This window comes from Burkholderia sp. ABCPW 14 (assembly GCF_001523835.1).
In the GTDB taxonomy this organism is placed as follows: Bacteria; Pseudomonadota; Gammaproteobacteria; order Burkholderiales; family Burkholderiaceae; genus Burkholderia; species Burkholderia mayonis.
On the sequence record NZ_LOVS01000006.1, the window covers coordinates 248,002 to 263,636 of the forward strand.

Genomic DNA, 15,635 nt, shown 5'->3' on the forward strand with positions numbered 1-15,635 from the left:
CCAAACCCATTCCGGATGCTGCAACGCGCACTTGGCAAGCAACAGGATTTTCACGGCGACCGCGGTCGAGCGGCCATCGCGTCATGCAAGCCAAGCCTCGCTTGCCGGCGTCGTTCGAAAGCGGCGCACGCACCGAAGCCGAATGCGGCGGCATGCGCCGCGTTGTGCGACTGCGGTCGCGGCGGTTCGCTTCATTGACGGGGACATTCGACGTCGCGGCGGTCGATCGCCGCGTGATGCTCGGCCCGATTCACCCGAACCGGGCGGCCAATGAGAAACGTCGCCCGGCACGCGAGCCGGCGGCCGTCACGCCGGCTGCGTCGGCGCCGCCGAAGTTTGCTGCGTGCGCGACACTTTGCGTGCCAGCAGCACGATGACGAGCAACGTGACGACATAAGCGGCGATCTGAATGCCGGCCGGTCGCGCGGTATAGCCGACGAGCGTATGCAGCATCTTGCCGACGACGCTCGATTCCTTCAGCAGCCAGGACGTGTCCCAAACGGTATCGCCCCACGACGGCAGCCAGCCGGCCGACACGAGAAATCCGACGCCCTGACTCGCCATGCCGGCGGCGAGCAGGACAATCAGCGCATTGGTCACGGAAAAGAGGCGCTGCAACGGAATTTGCAGCAGCCCCGCGTACATGGCGACGCCCAGCCCGACGCCGCCGAGCACGCCAAGCACGCCGCCGACGATCATCTGCGGCGTCTGCTCGGGATCGCCCGCCGCAATGCCGTACAGGAACAGTACGGCCTCCGAACCTTCGCGCAGCACCGCAACGCCGACGACGACCGCGAGCCCCGTCAGCGGCCGGCTGCCCGCCGCGACGGCCTTGCCGACCGACGACAACTGCTGCGCCATCTCGCGGCCATGCTTGCCCATCCAGATGCTGTGCCACGCGAGCATGATGACCGCGACGAACATCACCCCCGCGTTGAACACCTCCTGCCCCATGCCCGACGCCCATGCGGAAATCACGTCGGCGAACGCCGCGATGAGCGCGGCGCCGATCACGCCGCCGAGCAGGCCGCCGCTCACCCACCACCCACGCCTCGGCACGCCCTTGGTCGCCGCGAGAACGATGGACACGACCAGTGCCGCTTCGAGCACTTCCCGGAATACGATGACGGCGGTGGAGAGCATGTTGTGCGGCGCTTACTTGACGGTCAGTTTCGTTTTCGATTCGGCTTCGTGATACTCGTCGTGGAACTCGTATACGCCTGCCTTTAGCGGCCCGATGAAGATGTCGACCTGCTTGCCGGCGGGAATCACCTTCTCCGCCTTGAAATCGTCGCTCTCGAATTCGGCGGGCGTCGCATCGAGGTTCTTGACGGTCACCTTCACCTTCTTGCCGGCGGGGATCGTGAGACCCGCGGGCGAGAACTTGTGGTTCTTCAGTGTCAGGTTGTACGTGTCATCGGCAGCGAAAGCGTGCGTTGCCGAAGCGGCGAACACGGTCAGCGCGAGCGCGGAAATTGTCTGAAGCGTTTTCATGAAAGTGGACGATAGTGAGATGCGGACGATAATAGGAGCGATTCTCGTTCAGACAATTCGATATCCTTATTCACATTGTGGACATAGCGCTCCAGCCGTTCGCGTACGCATCGCCTGGGCGAAGATGTGCCGGGCGACGCGACCGCGGCGCGATGCCGTCAATTAGGCAAACCACCTGTCGTTTTCGGCATCGTATGAAGAAGGCGCTCGACAGGGCCTGGTTGCAATCCCTCGCACGAGGCACGAACGTCGATCGATCGATTGTCGTGTATGGCTGTTTCGGTCGATGGTTGAGCGACGTGGATTGCCGCTGTCGGCGGCTTGCAATACGGAGCCGATGGCAAACGTCGAAGGCCGCTGTAAGGTATTGATTGCCCGATTCGTCTGATTTTATTGGCGACAACATGATCGCTTCGCGTAATTGGCGAATTGTGATCGTGTAAATGGCGGGAATCGGCTGCGTCCGCATGCCCCTCGGCAATTGCGTCGCAACAGATCGAAACCAGACGACGCACGCGATATGCGATCCCCTTGGTTGACCACCCATCCTGTTGAACGGATACCGGGCACTTCGGCTGAAATCGCTATTCGTTGCGTGTTCGCTTGCGGCGGCCCGCATGAGCACGGATCGGCTTCGTGGTCCTGGTGCCCCCCCTACTCGACCGTCACCGATTTCGCCAGATTCCTCGGCTTGTCGATATCCGCCCCCCTGATGCACGCCGCGTGATACGCGAGCAGTTGCAACGGCACGACATGCAGGATCGGCGACAGCAACCCGTAGTAATCGGGCATCCTCAAGACCGAAATCCCGTTGCCGTTGTCGATCCGCGTGTCTGCATCGGCAAACACGTAAAGCTGCCCGCCGCGCGCGCGCACTTCCTGCATGTTGGACTTGAGCTTCTCGAGCAGCGCGTCGTTCGGCGCGATCGTCGCGACCGGCATCGTCTGCGTCACGAGCGCGAGCGGCCCGTGTTTCAGCTCGCCCGCCGGATACGCTTCCGCATGGATATACGAGATCTCCTTCAGCTTCAACGCGCCTTCGAGCGCGATCGGATAGTGAAGCCCGCGCCCGAGGAACAGCGCGTTCTCGTGCGGGGCGAACTCGTCCGCCCAACGCGCGACCTGCGGCTCGAGCGCGAGCACGTCCTCGAGCGCGCCGGGCAGCCGGCGCAGTTGCTGCGAATAGCGCTCGAGCCACGCGCCGTCGACGTAGCCGCGCATCCGCCCGAGCGTGACCGCAAGGATGAACAGCGCGACGAGCTGCGTCGTGAACGCCTTCGTCGATGCGACGCCGATCTCCGGGCCCGCCCGCGTCAGGAAGCGCAACCCGGTCTGCCGCATCATCGCGCTCGTCGGCACGTTGCAGATCGCGAGCGTATCGATGTGGCCGAGCGCCTGCGCATACTTCAGCGCGGCGAGCGTATCGGCCGTCTCGCCCGATTGCGACACGACGACGATCAGCGTGTTCGGCATCGCGACCGCGTCGCTGTACCGATACTCACTCGCGATCTCGACCTGCGCGGGTATCCGCGCGATCGTCTCGAGCCAGCGGCGCGCGGTCAATCCCGCGTAATGGCTCGTCCCGCACGCGAGAATCAGCACGTTGTCGATCTGCTCGAACGCACGCCGCGCGTCATGGCCGAACACCGCCGGATCGAAGAGCCCGGCGTCGGGAATCGTCGCGGCCACCGCGCGCGGCTGCTCGTAGATCTCTTTCTGCATGAAGTGCCGATAATCGCCAAGCTCCACGGCGCCCTGCGTCGACGACACGGTCTGCACCGCGCGCACGACCGGCTTGCCGTTGCGATCGACGATCCGCGCACCGCCCGGCGTCAGCTCGACGATGTCGCCTTCGTCAAGAAAAATGAACTGATCGGTGATGCCGGCGAGCGCGAGCGCGTCCGATGCGAGAAAACACTCGCCGTCCTTCAGCCCGACGACGAGCGGCGAGCCGACGCGCGCGCCCACCAGCCGGTTCGGCTCGGTCGCGCTGAACACGGCGATCGCATATGCACCGCGCAATTGCTGCGTCGCGTCGCGAACCGCGGACAGCAGGTCGCCGCGATACTTGCTCTGGATCAGATGCGCGACGACCTCGGTGTCGGTCTGCCCGTCGAACTCGTAATGCTGCTCGCACAGTTGCGAGCGCAGTGCTTCGTGATTCTCGATGATGCCGTTGTGGACGAGCGCGATGTGATCGCGCGAGAAGATCGGATGCGCGTTGCACGTCGCGGGCGCGCCGTGCGTCGCCCAGCGCGTGTGCGCGATCCCCGTGCTGCCGGTCAGCCCAGCCGTGCGCACGTGCGCCTCGAGATCGGCGACGCGCGTCACGCTGCGTTCGCGTCGCGCGACGCCGTCGACCACGGTCGCGACGCCGCACGAATCGTAGCCGCGATATTCGAGGCGGCGTAAGCCTTCAATCAGAATCGGAACGATGTTCCGTTGCGCGACCGCGCCGACGATGCCACACATGACTCGTTACCTCCGATGACTTGCGATGCCTGCGCGCGTTTTTTCCTCAGCGCAGCACGGCGGCGGCCGACGCTGTCGTGAACCCGCAGCGCGCGGGCGCGACCGGATCGGCCATCCTGCTTTCGAATGCCAGATAAAGCGCCTCCTCGAGCACGTTCCAGTGCGGGCCGTGCCGGTAAGGACCGGAACGCGCATGCCAGCACGCGACGGTGTTCCAGTCGTTCATCTTGTAAGCGATGAGCGCGATCAAGCCCCACGGAAAATCGGTGCCGGCGAGTTGCAGCCAGGTCGTCCCATAGCGGTGCATCCACTGCGCGTAGATCGTCGCGTTCGATTGGTCGGGCACGCGGATGCCCGACAGGATCGGGAAGATCTGCGCGACTTTCTCCGGGTAAAAGCTCGTGTCGTCCACCTGCTGCGTGCTCGCCCGGAAGCCCGATTGCGGGCCGCGCCAGAACACCTGCAGGATCGCGGCCGACAGCCGGTCGGCGCGACGACTCCACGGGCCCGCATGCGCGTAGTCGGAGCGCCGGATGTAGTACGCGGCGAGCGCCTGCAGCGCACTGTGCACTTCGACGTTGTCCATCAGCAGCGCGACGTGCAGCGTCGGAGAGATCTGATAGACGCCCGTGTGCTTGTCGAGCAGCGTGTCGAGGTGCGCGCTCGCGCGCGCGAGGCTGCGCGCCCAATTCGCAGGCATGCCGTTCGGCGGCGCGAAGCGGACGAGCAGCTCCATCCACGTCGCCATCATCGAGTCGTCCGCGTCGGCGTCCGCACAGGCGGCGTATTGACTGTCCTTCACGCAGAAGCGGCCGAAGCCGCCGTCCGCGCGCTGGCGCGGCAGCAGCCACGCGATCCATGCACGCGCGGCCTGGCGCGCGTCGAGTTGCGCATCGGTGGCGCCAAGGAGCGCCTTCGCGGCGAAATACGGATCGATGCCGGCGCCGTTCAGGCGTACGGTGATTGCGCCGTCGGGCCGCTGGTAGTAGCCGCTCAACTGCAACTCGGCGGCGTGCGTGCAAAGCGCGACGCCGCACATGGCAAGCACTGCGACGCGCGATGCGCGGCGTAGCAGGAGACGGGCCGCCGCGCATGCGCGAGCGGCTCCGACGAGCGCGGACCGGTTCATGATGTCGTGCGCTTCCGCGCGGTTGTGCTTCCGAGTCGTCGCCGGCGCGGCCCGAAGCCGTGCCGGCGGCGTGTTGCATGAGCTACATCACTGCACCTTCGCGCTCGTGAACTTGAGGCTCGTGCCGGTGCCGGCGATCACGAGCCAGTTCGTCGCGTCGGTGCCGACGACAGTGGCCGCGCCTTGTGTGACGATCGGCTGTGCATACGCCGCCTTCGGCAGCAGCCACGTCATGTTCGCGAGGTTCGTCGGATGACTCGCCGCGAATGCCCAGCTAGCGCCCATGTCGGCCGCCGACCACGTGACGTTCAGACGCGAGCGGTCGAAGTTCGTGATGTCGCTCATCGTGTACCACGTGAACTGGCCGAGCAGCTTCAACGCGTTCGCCTGCGTGAAGATCGACGTCAGCACGGTCGGGTAGAACGACGCGCCGTACGGGTGTGCGTAGATCAGCCGGCTCGTGCGGTTCGCGACGACGAAGTTGATGAGGTTCGTGTACCAGTTCGTGACGTCGGTGAGTGGCACGCCGTATTGCTGGAACTCCTCGAACGTCGCGTACTTGCCGAACGGCATCACCGGATACGACCACAGGCCCGGGTTCAGCAGCGCGCCGTTGCGATACGCGCGGGTCGGCGCGGAACCGGTGTGGCCGGTGAAGTAGTAGCCGTTGAAGCCGTTGCTTTCGAGCCAGTTCACGGACCAGGTCGGCGTGTTGCCTTCGGGTGCTGCGTATTCGACGTCGGGCATCCCCGTCGCGCTCATCACGGCCTGATGGTTCATCACCAGATACTGCTGGAACGTGCTCTGGTTCGTCTCGCTCGCGTACGCGCCCCAGTAGTCGTGTATCCATCCGCCGTGGCTGCCGATGTGGTGGCCCTTGCCGAGAAGGTACTTGACGAGATTCAGCGCGGTCGAGTTGTAGTCGAGGTTGATGCCGTTGCCGTCGCCGAACGTCGCTTCGTCCGGGCCGGCGGTGAATACGATCGAGAACGGGCCGTTCGTCCACACGCCGAGGCTTTTCAGGTACATCGCCGGCTGGATCTGGTCTTCCGCGCAAAAGTGCCAGTTGAACACGATTCCGGCCTTCGCCTTCGGCAAATTCGACAGCGACGGCAGCTTCAACAGGTTCGTGCCGAAGTAGCGCAGGTAGCCGTGGATCAGCATGCCATCGGTCTGGCCGTCGAGGTACGCGAGCGGCAGGTTCACGAACAGCACGCCGCCGTTGCCGTACGTGTTGTAGCCGGACACGAGGCCGAAGGTCGGCGACGTCAGGATCGTCGTGCCGGTATACGTGCCTTGCGTGACAAAGCTCGGATACGTGAGGAAGCCGTACACGTAGCCCGAGATGCCTTCGAGCGTGTCGGTCAGCGCACTGGTCGTCGCAGGCAGCGTGGTCGTCGTGGTGGTCGTGGTCGCCGCGGTGGTCGCCGTGGTCGCGGTGGTCGCCAGCGAACTCGCGGTGTACGTGCCCGACTTGACCGGCTTGCCGGTGACGAAGCCCGTCAGCTTGGGCGCGGTCGACGTGAACGTGCCCTTGCCGTTCTTCGGCAATGTATAGCCGAACCACGCGCTGTGGTTGTAGCCCTTCAGGCCGCCCGGGTTCGACGGGCTCGCGGACAAGTACATCAACGTGCTCGGCGTGGCCGTGCTCGTCGTGCCGGTCGCCGTCGACAGCAGCGCGCTCGTCGTCGTGGCCGCCGACGTCGTCGTCCACGTCATCGACTTGCCGGGCGGCACCTGGAGCGTGCGCAGCCAACTGCTCATGCCGGTCACGTTGCCGAGGCCGATCATGTTGGCGCCGAGCTGGTCGTACAGTACGTAGTCGACGCCGACCATCGAGCTGAAGCGCGATTTCGGAATCGGATAGAAGCCCGCCGAATTCAGCACGCCGAAGTCGTAGACGAGCAACACCTTGCCGCCGTTCAGCGCGTAGTTCTGGATCGCGGTGACGAGCGTGTCGTCGGCGACCGTATGCACCTGGTCGGGCAGGATGAGCCCAGGATATTGCGACAGCGTCGCACCCGCCTGCATGAACTGTCTGTCGGTCATCACCGTGATCTGCAGCCCTTCCTCCTGTGCGCTGTCGAGCCAGGCGGACACCCTCGGATCGGGCAGCGTGAGCGTATCCGGCACCAGCAACAACAGTTGATTGGTGGCTGCGCGCGCGATGCCTGGGCTGAACGCGAACGCGAGCGCGAACAACGCGAACACGACTCGCAAGAACTTGCCTGACTTTGCCAACATGATGCGCTCCTCTCTACAGGGAAGGGCGGCTCGCGACCGGCTACGATGCGGCAAGCGCGCCGCCCGGCAGGCCGGTCCCGGCCTCGTGGGTGTGATGGCCGTCCATCGCGCCGGCACGATGTCCAGCGTCCTCCGATGACGGCTACGCCTCGTATTCGGCGTAGCACTGCAATTGGACCTACCCCCGGTAGAAGCGAGCTCCGTGCCATTTGCTTCGGATGCCCGAACAACGTGGCTCTGCGGTCGGTCGTGCGGGTCACCCCTTGACGAAATCGCGTGAATTCGTCTCAGCGCTGATACGGAGAGGGGTTGCTTATCGGCCGCTCAAGGCGGCTCGCGCGTCAACGCGCCGCGCCAGCTCGCGCAATAGCTGTAGAGCGTGACGAGCAGCCCGATCAGAAGTGGCGCGCCGAGCACGAAATAGCAGAACGGCACGAACAAGAGCGAGCCGTGATAGATCACGACCGCGTGCAGCAGCAGCACGAACGGCAGCGCGAGCACGAAATAGCCGAGCACGAGCAACGACGCGAACGCCTTCTGCGCGAACGAGAAATCGAGCGGGTAGTAGAGCGCCGCCATCAGCAGCGGAACCAGCGCGATCGCCGCGGCGTTCATCACGAACACATCTCGCAAATGAAGCGATGCCTCGTACGGGAACGTGCCCGGCATCGCCGCGCCGGGCGCGGCCGGGCCGTACATCGCCCAGAAATACAGGCAAATCATCAGTTGCGCGAACGCAGCGATCCGCAGCAGGTATGCAACGGGCAGCCATTTCGTCCGACGAACGAACGTGGCCGCGAAGCCCGCCGTGCAGATCGCGGCGGTCGCGAACAGCAGCGTGCCGCTCGGCATCCGCGCGACGAGATTGATCGACAGCAGCGGCACGCGCGGCACGCGCGCCGGATAGCCGAGCACGACCGCGGTCAGCGACGGATCGAGCTGGCGCGCACCCCATCCGAGAACCGCTCGCCAGTATCGCCATGCGTACGGCAGCGCGAGCCACAGCAGCGCGTACAGCGCGGGAGTGAGACATGCGATCGACGCGAGCCAGCGCCGCGGATACGAGTGCGTGCGCAACGAGCGATCGGCGGACGGCGGGACGGGTTCGATTTCCATGCGGCCCGCCCGTCACCACCGATAGAACACGCCAACTTCGCCGCCGAAACGCGAGTAGAACGGGTTGTGGTAGTAATCGAACTCGACCTGTGTGCCCCATTTGCGCGTGACCCAGTAGCGCCACCTCAGCGACATCTCGTGGCTGCGGAAATCGGTGATCTGCGCGTTGTTGCCGATCACCTGATACGCCTCGCGGCCGAAACCGCCGCGCAATACGATCACGCTCTTGCCGACCTCGCCGTACGTGAGCGCGCCGTAATACGCGGGCGCCTTCACCGAGCCCGGCGAGTCGACCGTATAGTTCCAGCCCGCCTCGAAGATCCACTTCGGCAGCGCGTACCAGATCGCGCCGAGGTGATAGAGCTGGTCGCGGTGGCCGTTGCGGTTCCATGCGTAGCCCGCGCCCGCCGACAGCACGAGTGAACGGTTCGAGAGCAGCTTGCGGTTGATCGACAGGTCGACGCGCGCGCTCGGCAGGATCGTGCCGGTCGTCGTGCCCGCAAAGCCGATGCCGCCGAACCAGTCGGGCCCCATGTCCTGGACGTAAGTGACCGCGCCGAGCTGTGTGGTCTCGCCGAAGCGGCGGAGCTGCGAGAGCTCGCCGATGACCGTGCGGCCGCCCGCCTGATAGAGGCCGCGCAGATGCACGCCGTACCAGTTGCCGTAGCCGTGCGTCAGATGCGCGGTCGAGTACGCGAGCGACAGCTCCGCGTGCCGCTCCTGCGGCGCCTGGACGTGCGTGACGATCGCCTCCGGCAGCGTCGGCTGGTTCTCCTGGCTCGGCGTGCCCTCGGCGAGCGGCCAGCCGTCGGGCATTCCCCCCGAGTCGACCTTCACGAGCGCCGTCTCGTCGAACTGACGCGGCACGATGACGAGCGGCGCGGCGGGCGGCGTCACGGGTTGCTGTGCGGGCTGCGGTGCGGGCTGCGGTGCGGCCTGCGGTGCGGCCTGCGGTGCGGCCTGCGGTGCGGCCTGCGGTGCGGCCTGCGGTGCGGCCTGCGGTGCGGCCTGCGGTGCGGCCTGCGGTGCGGCCTGCGTCACGGCCTGCGGTGCAGCCGCCGCCGCGATCACGGCCGCCGCGGCCGGCGCGGGCGGTTCGGCCGGCACGGCGGCCGGCGGCGCGGAAAGTTCGGCGGATGCAGCGGTCGACGCATCGATCGAGGCCGCGCGTGCAGGCGGTGTGCCGAACGCGCAGACGCAGGCGAGCGCAAGCGCGGCGAGGGGAACGGGCGGGCCGCGTCGACAACCAAACGCATGCATGTCGATCTCCTGTTTTACGACGCGTGATACCAGCCGCTGCGCCACGCGACGAGATCGCCATGTACGCATGCATGGCCGACGACCGACACATCGCGCGCGCACGCGCTGACCGGATGATCGGCCGCGCCGATGCGCGCGCCCGTCAGCCGCAGCAGGCCGCCCGCCGACACGACGCCGTCGATGCAGCTCGCTTCGTCGAGCAACACGTCGTGGCGCACGAACACCGCGCCGTGCAGCAGCGCATCGCACTCGAGCTCGACGCTGTGCGCCCTCACGCTGCCGAGCAGCACGCAACCCTCGCCGAGCGTCAGCCGGCCTTCGACGATCAGCGTGCCGTGCAGGATCGTGTGCGGCGGCAGGCGGACGTCGCGCTGCACCAGATAGCGGTCGTGCAGGACACGGTGCGGCACGCCGGACAGATGGCTCGTGATGGACATCGCGCGATGCGGCGTCAGCGCGCCGTCGCGGCCGAACGCGCGCGCGGTGCGGCCGAACACGATCGGCGTGCCGTGCAGATTCGCGAATCCCCCGCAACCGTGCAGGCGCACCGTCTGCCCGACCACCGCGCCGCGCACGAGCGTGTTGTCGATGTCGACGCTCGGCGCGTAAGCGAACCCGCCGAGCGCGGCGCCCGCGCGAATCTCGATGCGCTCCTCGGCAAACGCGTACGCGGCGTGCGAGCCCGCGCCGAGCGCGATCGTCCGGTCCGCATACAGCACGCCGTCGCGCCGCTCGCCGCGCGCGAGGCTAAGCGCCTCGACGTGCTCGACGCACAAGCCGAGCGCCTGCCACGGCGGCGCCGCGTCGCCCTGCGCGGGCGGCTCGCCGCGCACGTTCGCGCGCAGCGCGTCGAGCCACTGCGCGGCGCGGTGCGGATAGTCAACGAACGGGCCGTCGCCGATCGGCAGCGCGTCGACGTCGCTGCGCTTCACCAGTTCGTTCAGGAGCGGCAGGAACGGCAGGCCGAGCATCCCCGCCACCGGCATCATCACGTTGAAGGTCGTCATCGCTCATCGTCTCGAATTCAGCGGCCGGCGAAAGCGCTCGGTCTTGTCCCAACGCAACTCGCGACGCAGCAGCCCGTCGAGCGCGAGCCCCCACAGCGCGGCGACGACTGCCACGATCGTCACGCAGAATCCGACGACGATCACCGGCACGAGCCGCAGCCGCGTCGCGCGGCCGTCGAGGCGCGCCGCGACGACGATCTCGAAGAACACGCCGAAGTTGCCGACCGCGCTGAAGGCGAAGAGCGCGAACACGGACATCAGCAGGCCGAGCGCGAGCGAATCGATGCCGTTCGCCAGATAGAGCGCGAGCGCGATGCCCCACGCGAGCGCGAGCAGCGCGGGCATCACGAACACGCCGAGCAGCAGCGCGCCGTCGAGGCGGCAGCGTCGCGACATCACCGGGTTGCGCAACAGCGGAATCAAATAGCGGAACAGCGTCTGGTTGTGGCCCTTCGCCCAGCGGGTGAGCTGACGCGCGCGCACGGGCCAGCGCTCCGGCACTTCCTCGTAGCATTCCGCATGGTTCAGGTAGACGGTGCGCCAATCGCTCAGCAGCAGCCGGTAGGTCAAATCGGTGTCTTCGGCGAGCGTGTCGTCGCGCCAGCCGCCGACCGCGTCGAGCGCGCTCTTGCGAATCCCGCCGACCGTGCCGCCGAACTGCGGCACGAGGCCGAGGTTGTTGCGCGCCTGCTGGTTCACCTGATAGCCGCCCGCACGCTCCAGATCGAGGAGGCGCGCAAGCAGATTGCGATCGGCGTTCTGCGGCACGACGCGGCCCATCACCGCGCCCACTTCCGGATCGAAGAACGGCGCGACCAGTTCCTTGAGCAGGCCCGGGCGCGGCAGGTAGTCGGCGTCGAACACGACCATGATGTCGCCGTGGATCTCGCGCAGCGCGTCCTTCAGCGCCGCCGCCTTGCCCGGCTTGCCGCTCTCGCGGTGAAACGGCCTGATGAGATCGGGCGCGAGCGCCTGCACCTCGTCGATCAGCGCGCGCGTGTTGTCAGTCGAGCGGTCGTTGACCGGGATGATCGTCAGCCGGTCGCGCGGGTAGGTCGTCACGAGCAGCGCCATCAGGCAATCGACGACGACCGCCTCCTCGTTGTGCGCGGCAACGAACACGGTGATCTCCGGCCAGTCCGCGTGCGTGATCGCGCAGTACGGCGCGTGCTGCGGCTTGAACAGGCGATCGAGACTGAACACGTAGTGGCGCGCCGCGTAGATGCAGGTCAGCAACGCGAACCCCCACAGATAGGCCGTGCACAGCGCGGCGGCGATACCGCTGCCGGACGCGGACTGCGCGCCGGCGGCGGACGGCCGGACGGCCGCGAACGGCGGTCGCGCCGCGTCGAACGGCGCGGGCTCGGCGGGCGGAAACGCGTCCGCGTTCGCCTCCGCGTTCGGCCGGCTCGGCTCGGCGAACGCGCGGACGTGCAAGGCTGCCTCTGCCTCGCGCATGAGCGGAACCGACGCGAGCGATGCAGACGCCGGCCGCATTGCGGTATCGCGCACGATCAGCGAGCACGCGAGCACGATCAGCAGCAGCGCGCATTCGACACACAACGACATCGCCCGCCTGTTCTTCATGCTCGTCCCCGTGTCCGCGTCGGCAGCGGCTCGCGCTCGCCCCCTCACGGACTTGCAAAAGGAAACCGGCGCTGAGTGCCGCGCGCGTGTCGCGCGTCGCCGTCCATCGCGCCGCGTCGCGTCGCGGAACATGCATTGCGACGCCGAATTTCCGGTTTCGTCACATCGGCCGTTCCTTTGGTGTGTTGTCGTCGAATCGCGTCGGAACGGGTCTGTGGTGGTTCAAAGCAAAGGACGAGCCATCGTGCGGGAACGACCGCGCGGCAACGATTTCGCGGCGAAGCCGGGAGCCGCGCGCCGACTCGGGCGCAGCGTTTTGATTCATCGACGAATCAACGTCTGGGCCGCCGCCGCCGATACCGCCTCTCGCATCGCTCGGCAAAGTGCGCGTGCGTGCGCTCGCAGGCAGTCGCGAAGCGCCCGCGCGCCGCCGTGGCGACGCGCGCGCGAATCGACTTCGCCATGCTCGCGGGCCCCGCCGTTACCGCAAACGATTGGCGCCTGCGCGCGCCCGGCGCGCGTCTCCCGCCTCCATGCGCACCGCAGCATGGCCGCGTTTCAGAATCGCAACGTTTCGCGACGGCGGCGGCAACGGCCCGCTTTCGGCCCGACACGGCAGGGAAATCCCTGACGAAATGCGCCGCGCGACAAGCGCGCCGCCCGTCCGCCCGACGGTCGTCCATGCGTGCCGGGCCCAGGCGCGTCAAAGGTCTTTGCCGGACGCCGCGCCCTATGCGCGCACAGCGCACCGCAACCGCATTTGTGCACCGCTCCAACGCGGCGCACGGCACGCGCGTGCCGCGCCGCGCAATGCGATCGGGCGCCGTAACAGCGGCGAGACGTTCCGGCGCGCCGGAACGGCGAGCGCCGTCGCCCGGCGCGACTGTGACGACGCTGGTTTGAATATTGCTGAGCTAGTGGGCGACGCAGTGCGTCGCGTGCGTCGCGCGTAGGCGTACTCGGCACGCGCCGCCGATCCCCGACATCACGAGGAGCGATTCATGACGTGACCGCCCAATCGCCACGAACCAGCCAGCCGGCCGCGACGCGATTCGCACGACGCATCGTTGCGGACACGCTGTGCACGGACGTCGAAACACCGTCGCGTCGTGCGGCGGACCGCCTGCTCGAGCCTGACGGCGCGACGCGGTCCGCGCGCGCCGCTCGCTCGTACTCAAGCTTTGCGACACGCGGCCGCTTTGCCGCGTGCCGGATCGACTGGAACAACCGCGAATCGGGGACCAAGATGAAGAAAATCTTGCTTGCGTTCGGCACTCGTCCCGAGGCCATCAAAATGGCGCCGCTCGTGCGTGCGCTGCAGGCGCGAGCCGACGTCGACGCAAAAGTGTGCGTGACCGCGCAGCACCGCCAGATGCTCGACCAGGTGCTCCAGCTGTTCGACATCACGCCCGCGTACGACCTGAACCTGATGCGGCAGAGCCAGACGCTGACCGACGTGACGACTGGCATCCTTCAGACGATCGGCACCGTGCTTGACGACTTCGATCCGGACATCGTGCTCGTGCACGGCGACACGACGACGACGCTCGCGGTGAGCCTCGCCGCTTTCTACCGCTACTTGCCGATCGGCCACGTCGAAGCGGGGCTGCGCAGCGGCGACATCTGGTCGCCGTGGCCCGAGGAATTGAACCGGCGCGTGACGGATGCGGTGTCGTCGTGGCACTTCGCGCCGACCGAGCGCGCGCAGCACAACCTGTTCAGCGAAGGCGTGCCGACGCAAGGCGTCGTGCTGACCGGCAATACGGTGATCGACGCGCTGCACGACGTGAAGCGCATGCTCGACGCCGACGCGCCGCTTGCACGCGAGATCGCCACGCAGTTTCCGTTTGTCGGCCGCGACGAGCGCGTCGTGCTGATCACCGGCCATCGGCGCGAGAGCTTCGGCGAGCCGTTCGAGCATTTCTGCGACGCGCTGCGCACGCTCGCGCTCCGCTATCCGGACGTACGCTTCGTCTATCCGCTGCATCTGAATCCGAACGTGCAGAAACCGGCGCATTCGCTGCTCGACGGTCTGTCGAACGTTCATCTGATCGCGCCACAGGAGTATCTGTCGTTCGTGTTCCTGATGTCGCGCGCGCATTTCATCATCACCGATTCGGGCGGCATCCAGGAAGAAGGGCCCGCGCTCGGCAAGCCCGTGCTCGTCACGCGCGAGACGACCGAGCGGCCGGAGGCGATCCAGGCGGGCACCGCGCGGCTCGTCGGCACGAATACCGAGCGCATCGTCGACGAGGCGTCGCGGCTTCTCGACGACGACGACGCATACGACGAGATGTCGCGCGCGACGAATCCGTACGGCGACGGCCATGCGAGCGAGCGGATCGTCCATGCGCTGCTCAACATGCCGTACGCAACCGCGACGACACGCTTCCCGCTCGCCGCCATCGAAGCGCCATGCAATGCGCTCGCGCTCGGCCTGCACGCACTGAGGTCCGCGTGAACGTGATCGTCTGGCGGCACGCGGGCCGCGGCGTCTGCGCAAGCGGCCGGGCGGGCGAAGTCTGCGCGTGCGCGCGCGGCTGCCATGCGGTGATCGGGCAGCGACGGGTCGCGTCGCTGCCCGGGCGGATCGGCGGCGGATGCGGCGGGTGCTGCTGCGGACATGGGCCGCGCGCGACGCAATGTCCGGCCGGGCGATGTTGTCGGCAGCGGTGATGCGGAACGCGTGAGAGGGGGAGGCGCGAAGCGAGGTGAGGTGAGGTGAGGTGAAGCGATGCGCGACACGATGCATGCGTCGTGACGCGTCGTGCATCGCGTGACGCAGCGATTGAGCGATTGAGCGATTGAGCGATTGAGCGATTGAGCGATTGAGCGATTGAGCGATTTGGCGGCGTGGCGGCGTGGCGGCGTGGCGGCGTGGCGGCGCGACGCAAACGCAATCGCGCAGGCGTGTCGAACGAAACGCTGAAAAGCGAGGGAAGATCCGCCGCCGTCCCGTCCGTTGCGCCGGACGAGCGACAAGCGCTGCATGAACAGGAACGCGGATGAAAGCGCCCGCCCGTCAGGGCGTTGCTGCGCTGTTCATCCGCGTCCGATGTGCGTTGGTAGGCTCGATTGGATTCGAACCAACGACCCCCACCATGTCAAGGTGGTGCTCTAACCAACTGAGCTACGAGCCTGTGTGAGGCGCGAATTATAGAGAGCCTCTCGCGGACGCACAAGCCCTTTTGTGAAAATTTGTCGCGAGCAAATGAATTGTCCGGGTCTGTAGCACGTAATCTGTCCGGTTTTTGGGTGCGGCATGAAGCCACCCGTAAGCCGGGCACGGTGGTTACAGGAAACCCGGAAGATGAGATTCGAAGAGG

At 66.8% G+C, this 15,635-nt stretch carries 10 protein-coding genes and 1 tRNA gene; 1 reads left to right on the plus strand and 10 read right to left on the minus strand.

The genetic code is table 11. From position 1 onward, the window contains the following. Positions 1 to 306: 306 nt before the first annotated feature. The 9 genes from WS62_RS01755 to WS62_RS01795 form a co-directional block, all read right to left on the minus strand. Positions 307 to 1,143, minus strand: a complete 837-nt coding sequence (locus tag WS62_RS01755; RefSeq protein ID WP_066566917.1) for an FTR1 family iron permease — start codon at positions 1,141 to 1,143, stop codon at positions 307 to 309. A 12-nt stretch (positions 1,144 to 1,155) separates the two neighbouring features. Further along, complete coding sequence (locus WS62_RS01760) at positions 1,156 to 1,494, minus strand: cupredoxin domain-containing protein (protein WP_066566918.1); 339 nt, start codon at positions 1,492 to 1,494, stop codon at positions 1,156 to 1,158. 654 nt (positions 1,495 to 2,148) lie between these two features. Beyond that, the gene (glmS, locus tag WS62_RS01765; protein ID WP_066566920.1) at positions 2,149 to 3,966 is read right to left on the minus strand and encodes a glutamine--fructose-6-phosphate transaminase (isomerizing); all 1,818 of its coding nucleotides are present in this window, start codon (positions 3,964 to 3,966) and stop codon (positions 2,149 to 2,151) included. Between the two features lie 46 nt (positions 3,967 to 4,012). Beyond that, positions 4,013 to 5,095: a hypothetical protein gene (locus WS62_RS01770; RefSeq protein ID WP_066566922.1), complete on the minus strand. Its 1,083-nt coding sequence runs from the start codon at positions 5,093 to 5,095 to the stop codon at positions 4,013 to 4,015. A gap of 87 nt (positions 5,096 to 5,182) precedes the next feature. Beyond that, the gene (locus WS62_RS01775) at positions 5,183 to 7,339 is read right to left on the minus strand and encodes a hypothetical protein (protein ID WP_066566925.1); all 2,157 of its coding nucleotides are present in this window, start codon (positions 7,337 to 7,339) and stop codon (positions 5,183 to 5,185) included. A 324-nt stretch (positions 7,340 to 7,663) separates the two neighbouring features. Next, on the minus strand, positions 7,664 to 8,455 hold the full coding sequence (locus tag WS62_RS01780; protein ID WP_066566928.1) for a hypothetical protein: 792 nt from the start codon (positions 8,453 to 8,455) through the stop codon (positions 7,664 to 7,666). 12 nt (positions 8,456 to 8,467) lie between these two features. Continuing rightward, positions 8,468 to 9,715 carry a YaiO family outer membrane beta-barrel protein gene (locus tag WS62_RS01785; RefSeq protein ID WP_066566931.1) on the minus strand — a complete coding sequence of 416 codons (1,248 nt, stop codon included), beginning with the start codon at positions 9,713 to 9,715 and terminating at the stop codon, positions 8,468 to 8,470. Positions 9,716 to 9,729: 14 nt separating this feature from the next. Next, a complete protein-coding gene (locus WS62_RS01790) occupies positions 9,730 to 10,722 on the minus strand; it encodes a polymer-forming cytoskeletal protein (protein ID WP_066566933.1) in 993 nt (330 codons plus the stop codon). 3 nt (positions 10,723 to 10,725) lie between these two features. Beyond that, positions 10,726 to 12,309, minus strand: coding sequence for a glycosyltransferase family 2 protein (locus WS62_RS01795; RefSeq protein ID WP_066566935.1), 1,584 nt, complete (start codon positions 12,307 to 12,309; stop codon positions 10,726 to 10,728). Between the two features lie 1,246 nt (positions 12,310 to 13,555). Between WS62_RS01795 and wecB the strand changes: the two genes are divergently transcribed. Continuing rightward, on the plus strand, positions 13,556 to 14,770 hold the full coding sequence (gene wecB, locus WS62_RS01800) for a non-hydrolyzing UDP-N-acetylglucosamine 2-epimerase (protein ID WP_066566991.1): 1,215 nt from the start codon (positions 13,556 to 13,558) through the stop codon (positions 14,768 to 14,770). Positions 14,771 to 15,372: 602 nt separating this feature from the next. Here wecB and WS62_RS01805 read toward each other — a convergent pair. Continuing rightward, positions 15,373 to 15,449: transfer RNA gene (locus WS62_RS01805), tRNA-Val, on the minus strand. Positions 15,450 to 15,635 lie beyond the last annotated feature (186 nt).

What these genes read in the sequence shown, in the direction of transcription:
- WS62_RS01760 (WP_066566918.1), bottom strand. Translation starts at nt 1,494, where the DNA reads ATGAAAACGCTTCAGACAATTTCCGCGCTCGCGCTGACCGTGTTCGCC.
- WS62_RS01790 (WP_066566933.1), bottom strand. Translation starts at nt 10,722, where the DNA reads ATGACGACCTTCAACGTGATGATGCCGGTGGCGGGGATGCTCGGCCTG.
- WS62_RS01775 (WP_066566925.1), bottom strand. Translation starts at nt 7,339, where the DNA reads ATGTTGGCAAAGTCAGGCAAGTTCTTGCGAGTCGTGTTCGCGTTGTTC.
- WS62_RS01770 (WP_066566922.1), bottom strand. Translation starts at nt 5,095, where the DNA reads ATGAACCGGTCCGCGCTCGTCGGAGCCGCTCGCGCATGCGCGGCGGCC.
- glmS (WP_066566920.1), bottom strand. Translation starts at nt 3,966, where the DNA reads ATGTGTGGCATCGTCGGCGCGGTCGCGCAACGGAACATCGTTCCGATT.
- WS62_RS01795 (WP_066566935.1), bottom strand. Translation starts at nt 12,309, where the DNA reads ATGAAGAACAGGCGGGCGATGTCGTTGTGTGTCGAATGCGCGCTGCTG.
- WS62_RS01780 (WP_066566928.1), bottom strand. Translation starts at nt 8,455, where the DNA reads ATGGAAATCGAACCCGTCCCGCCGTCCGCCGATCGCTCGTTGCGCACG.
- WS62_RS01785 (WP_066566931.1), bottom strand. Translation starts at nt 9,715, where the DNA reads ATGCATGCGTTTGGTTGTCGACGCGGCCCGCCCGTTCCCCTCGCCGCG.
- WS62_RS01755 (WP_066566917.1), bottom strand. Translation starts at nt 1,143, where the DNA reads ATGCTCTCCACCGCCGTCATCGTATTCCGGGAAGTGCTCGAAGCGGCA.
- wecB (WP_066566991.1), top strand. Translation starts at nt 13,556, where the DNA reads ATGAAGAAAATCTTGCTTGCGTTCGGCACTCGTCCCGAGGCCATCAAA.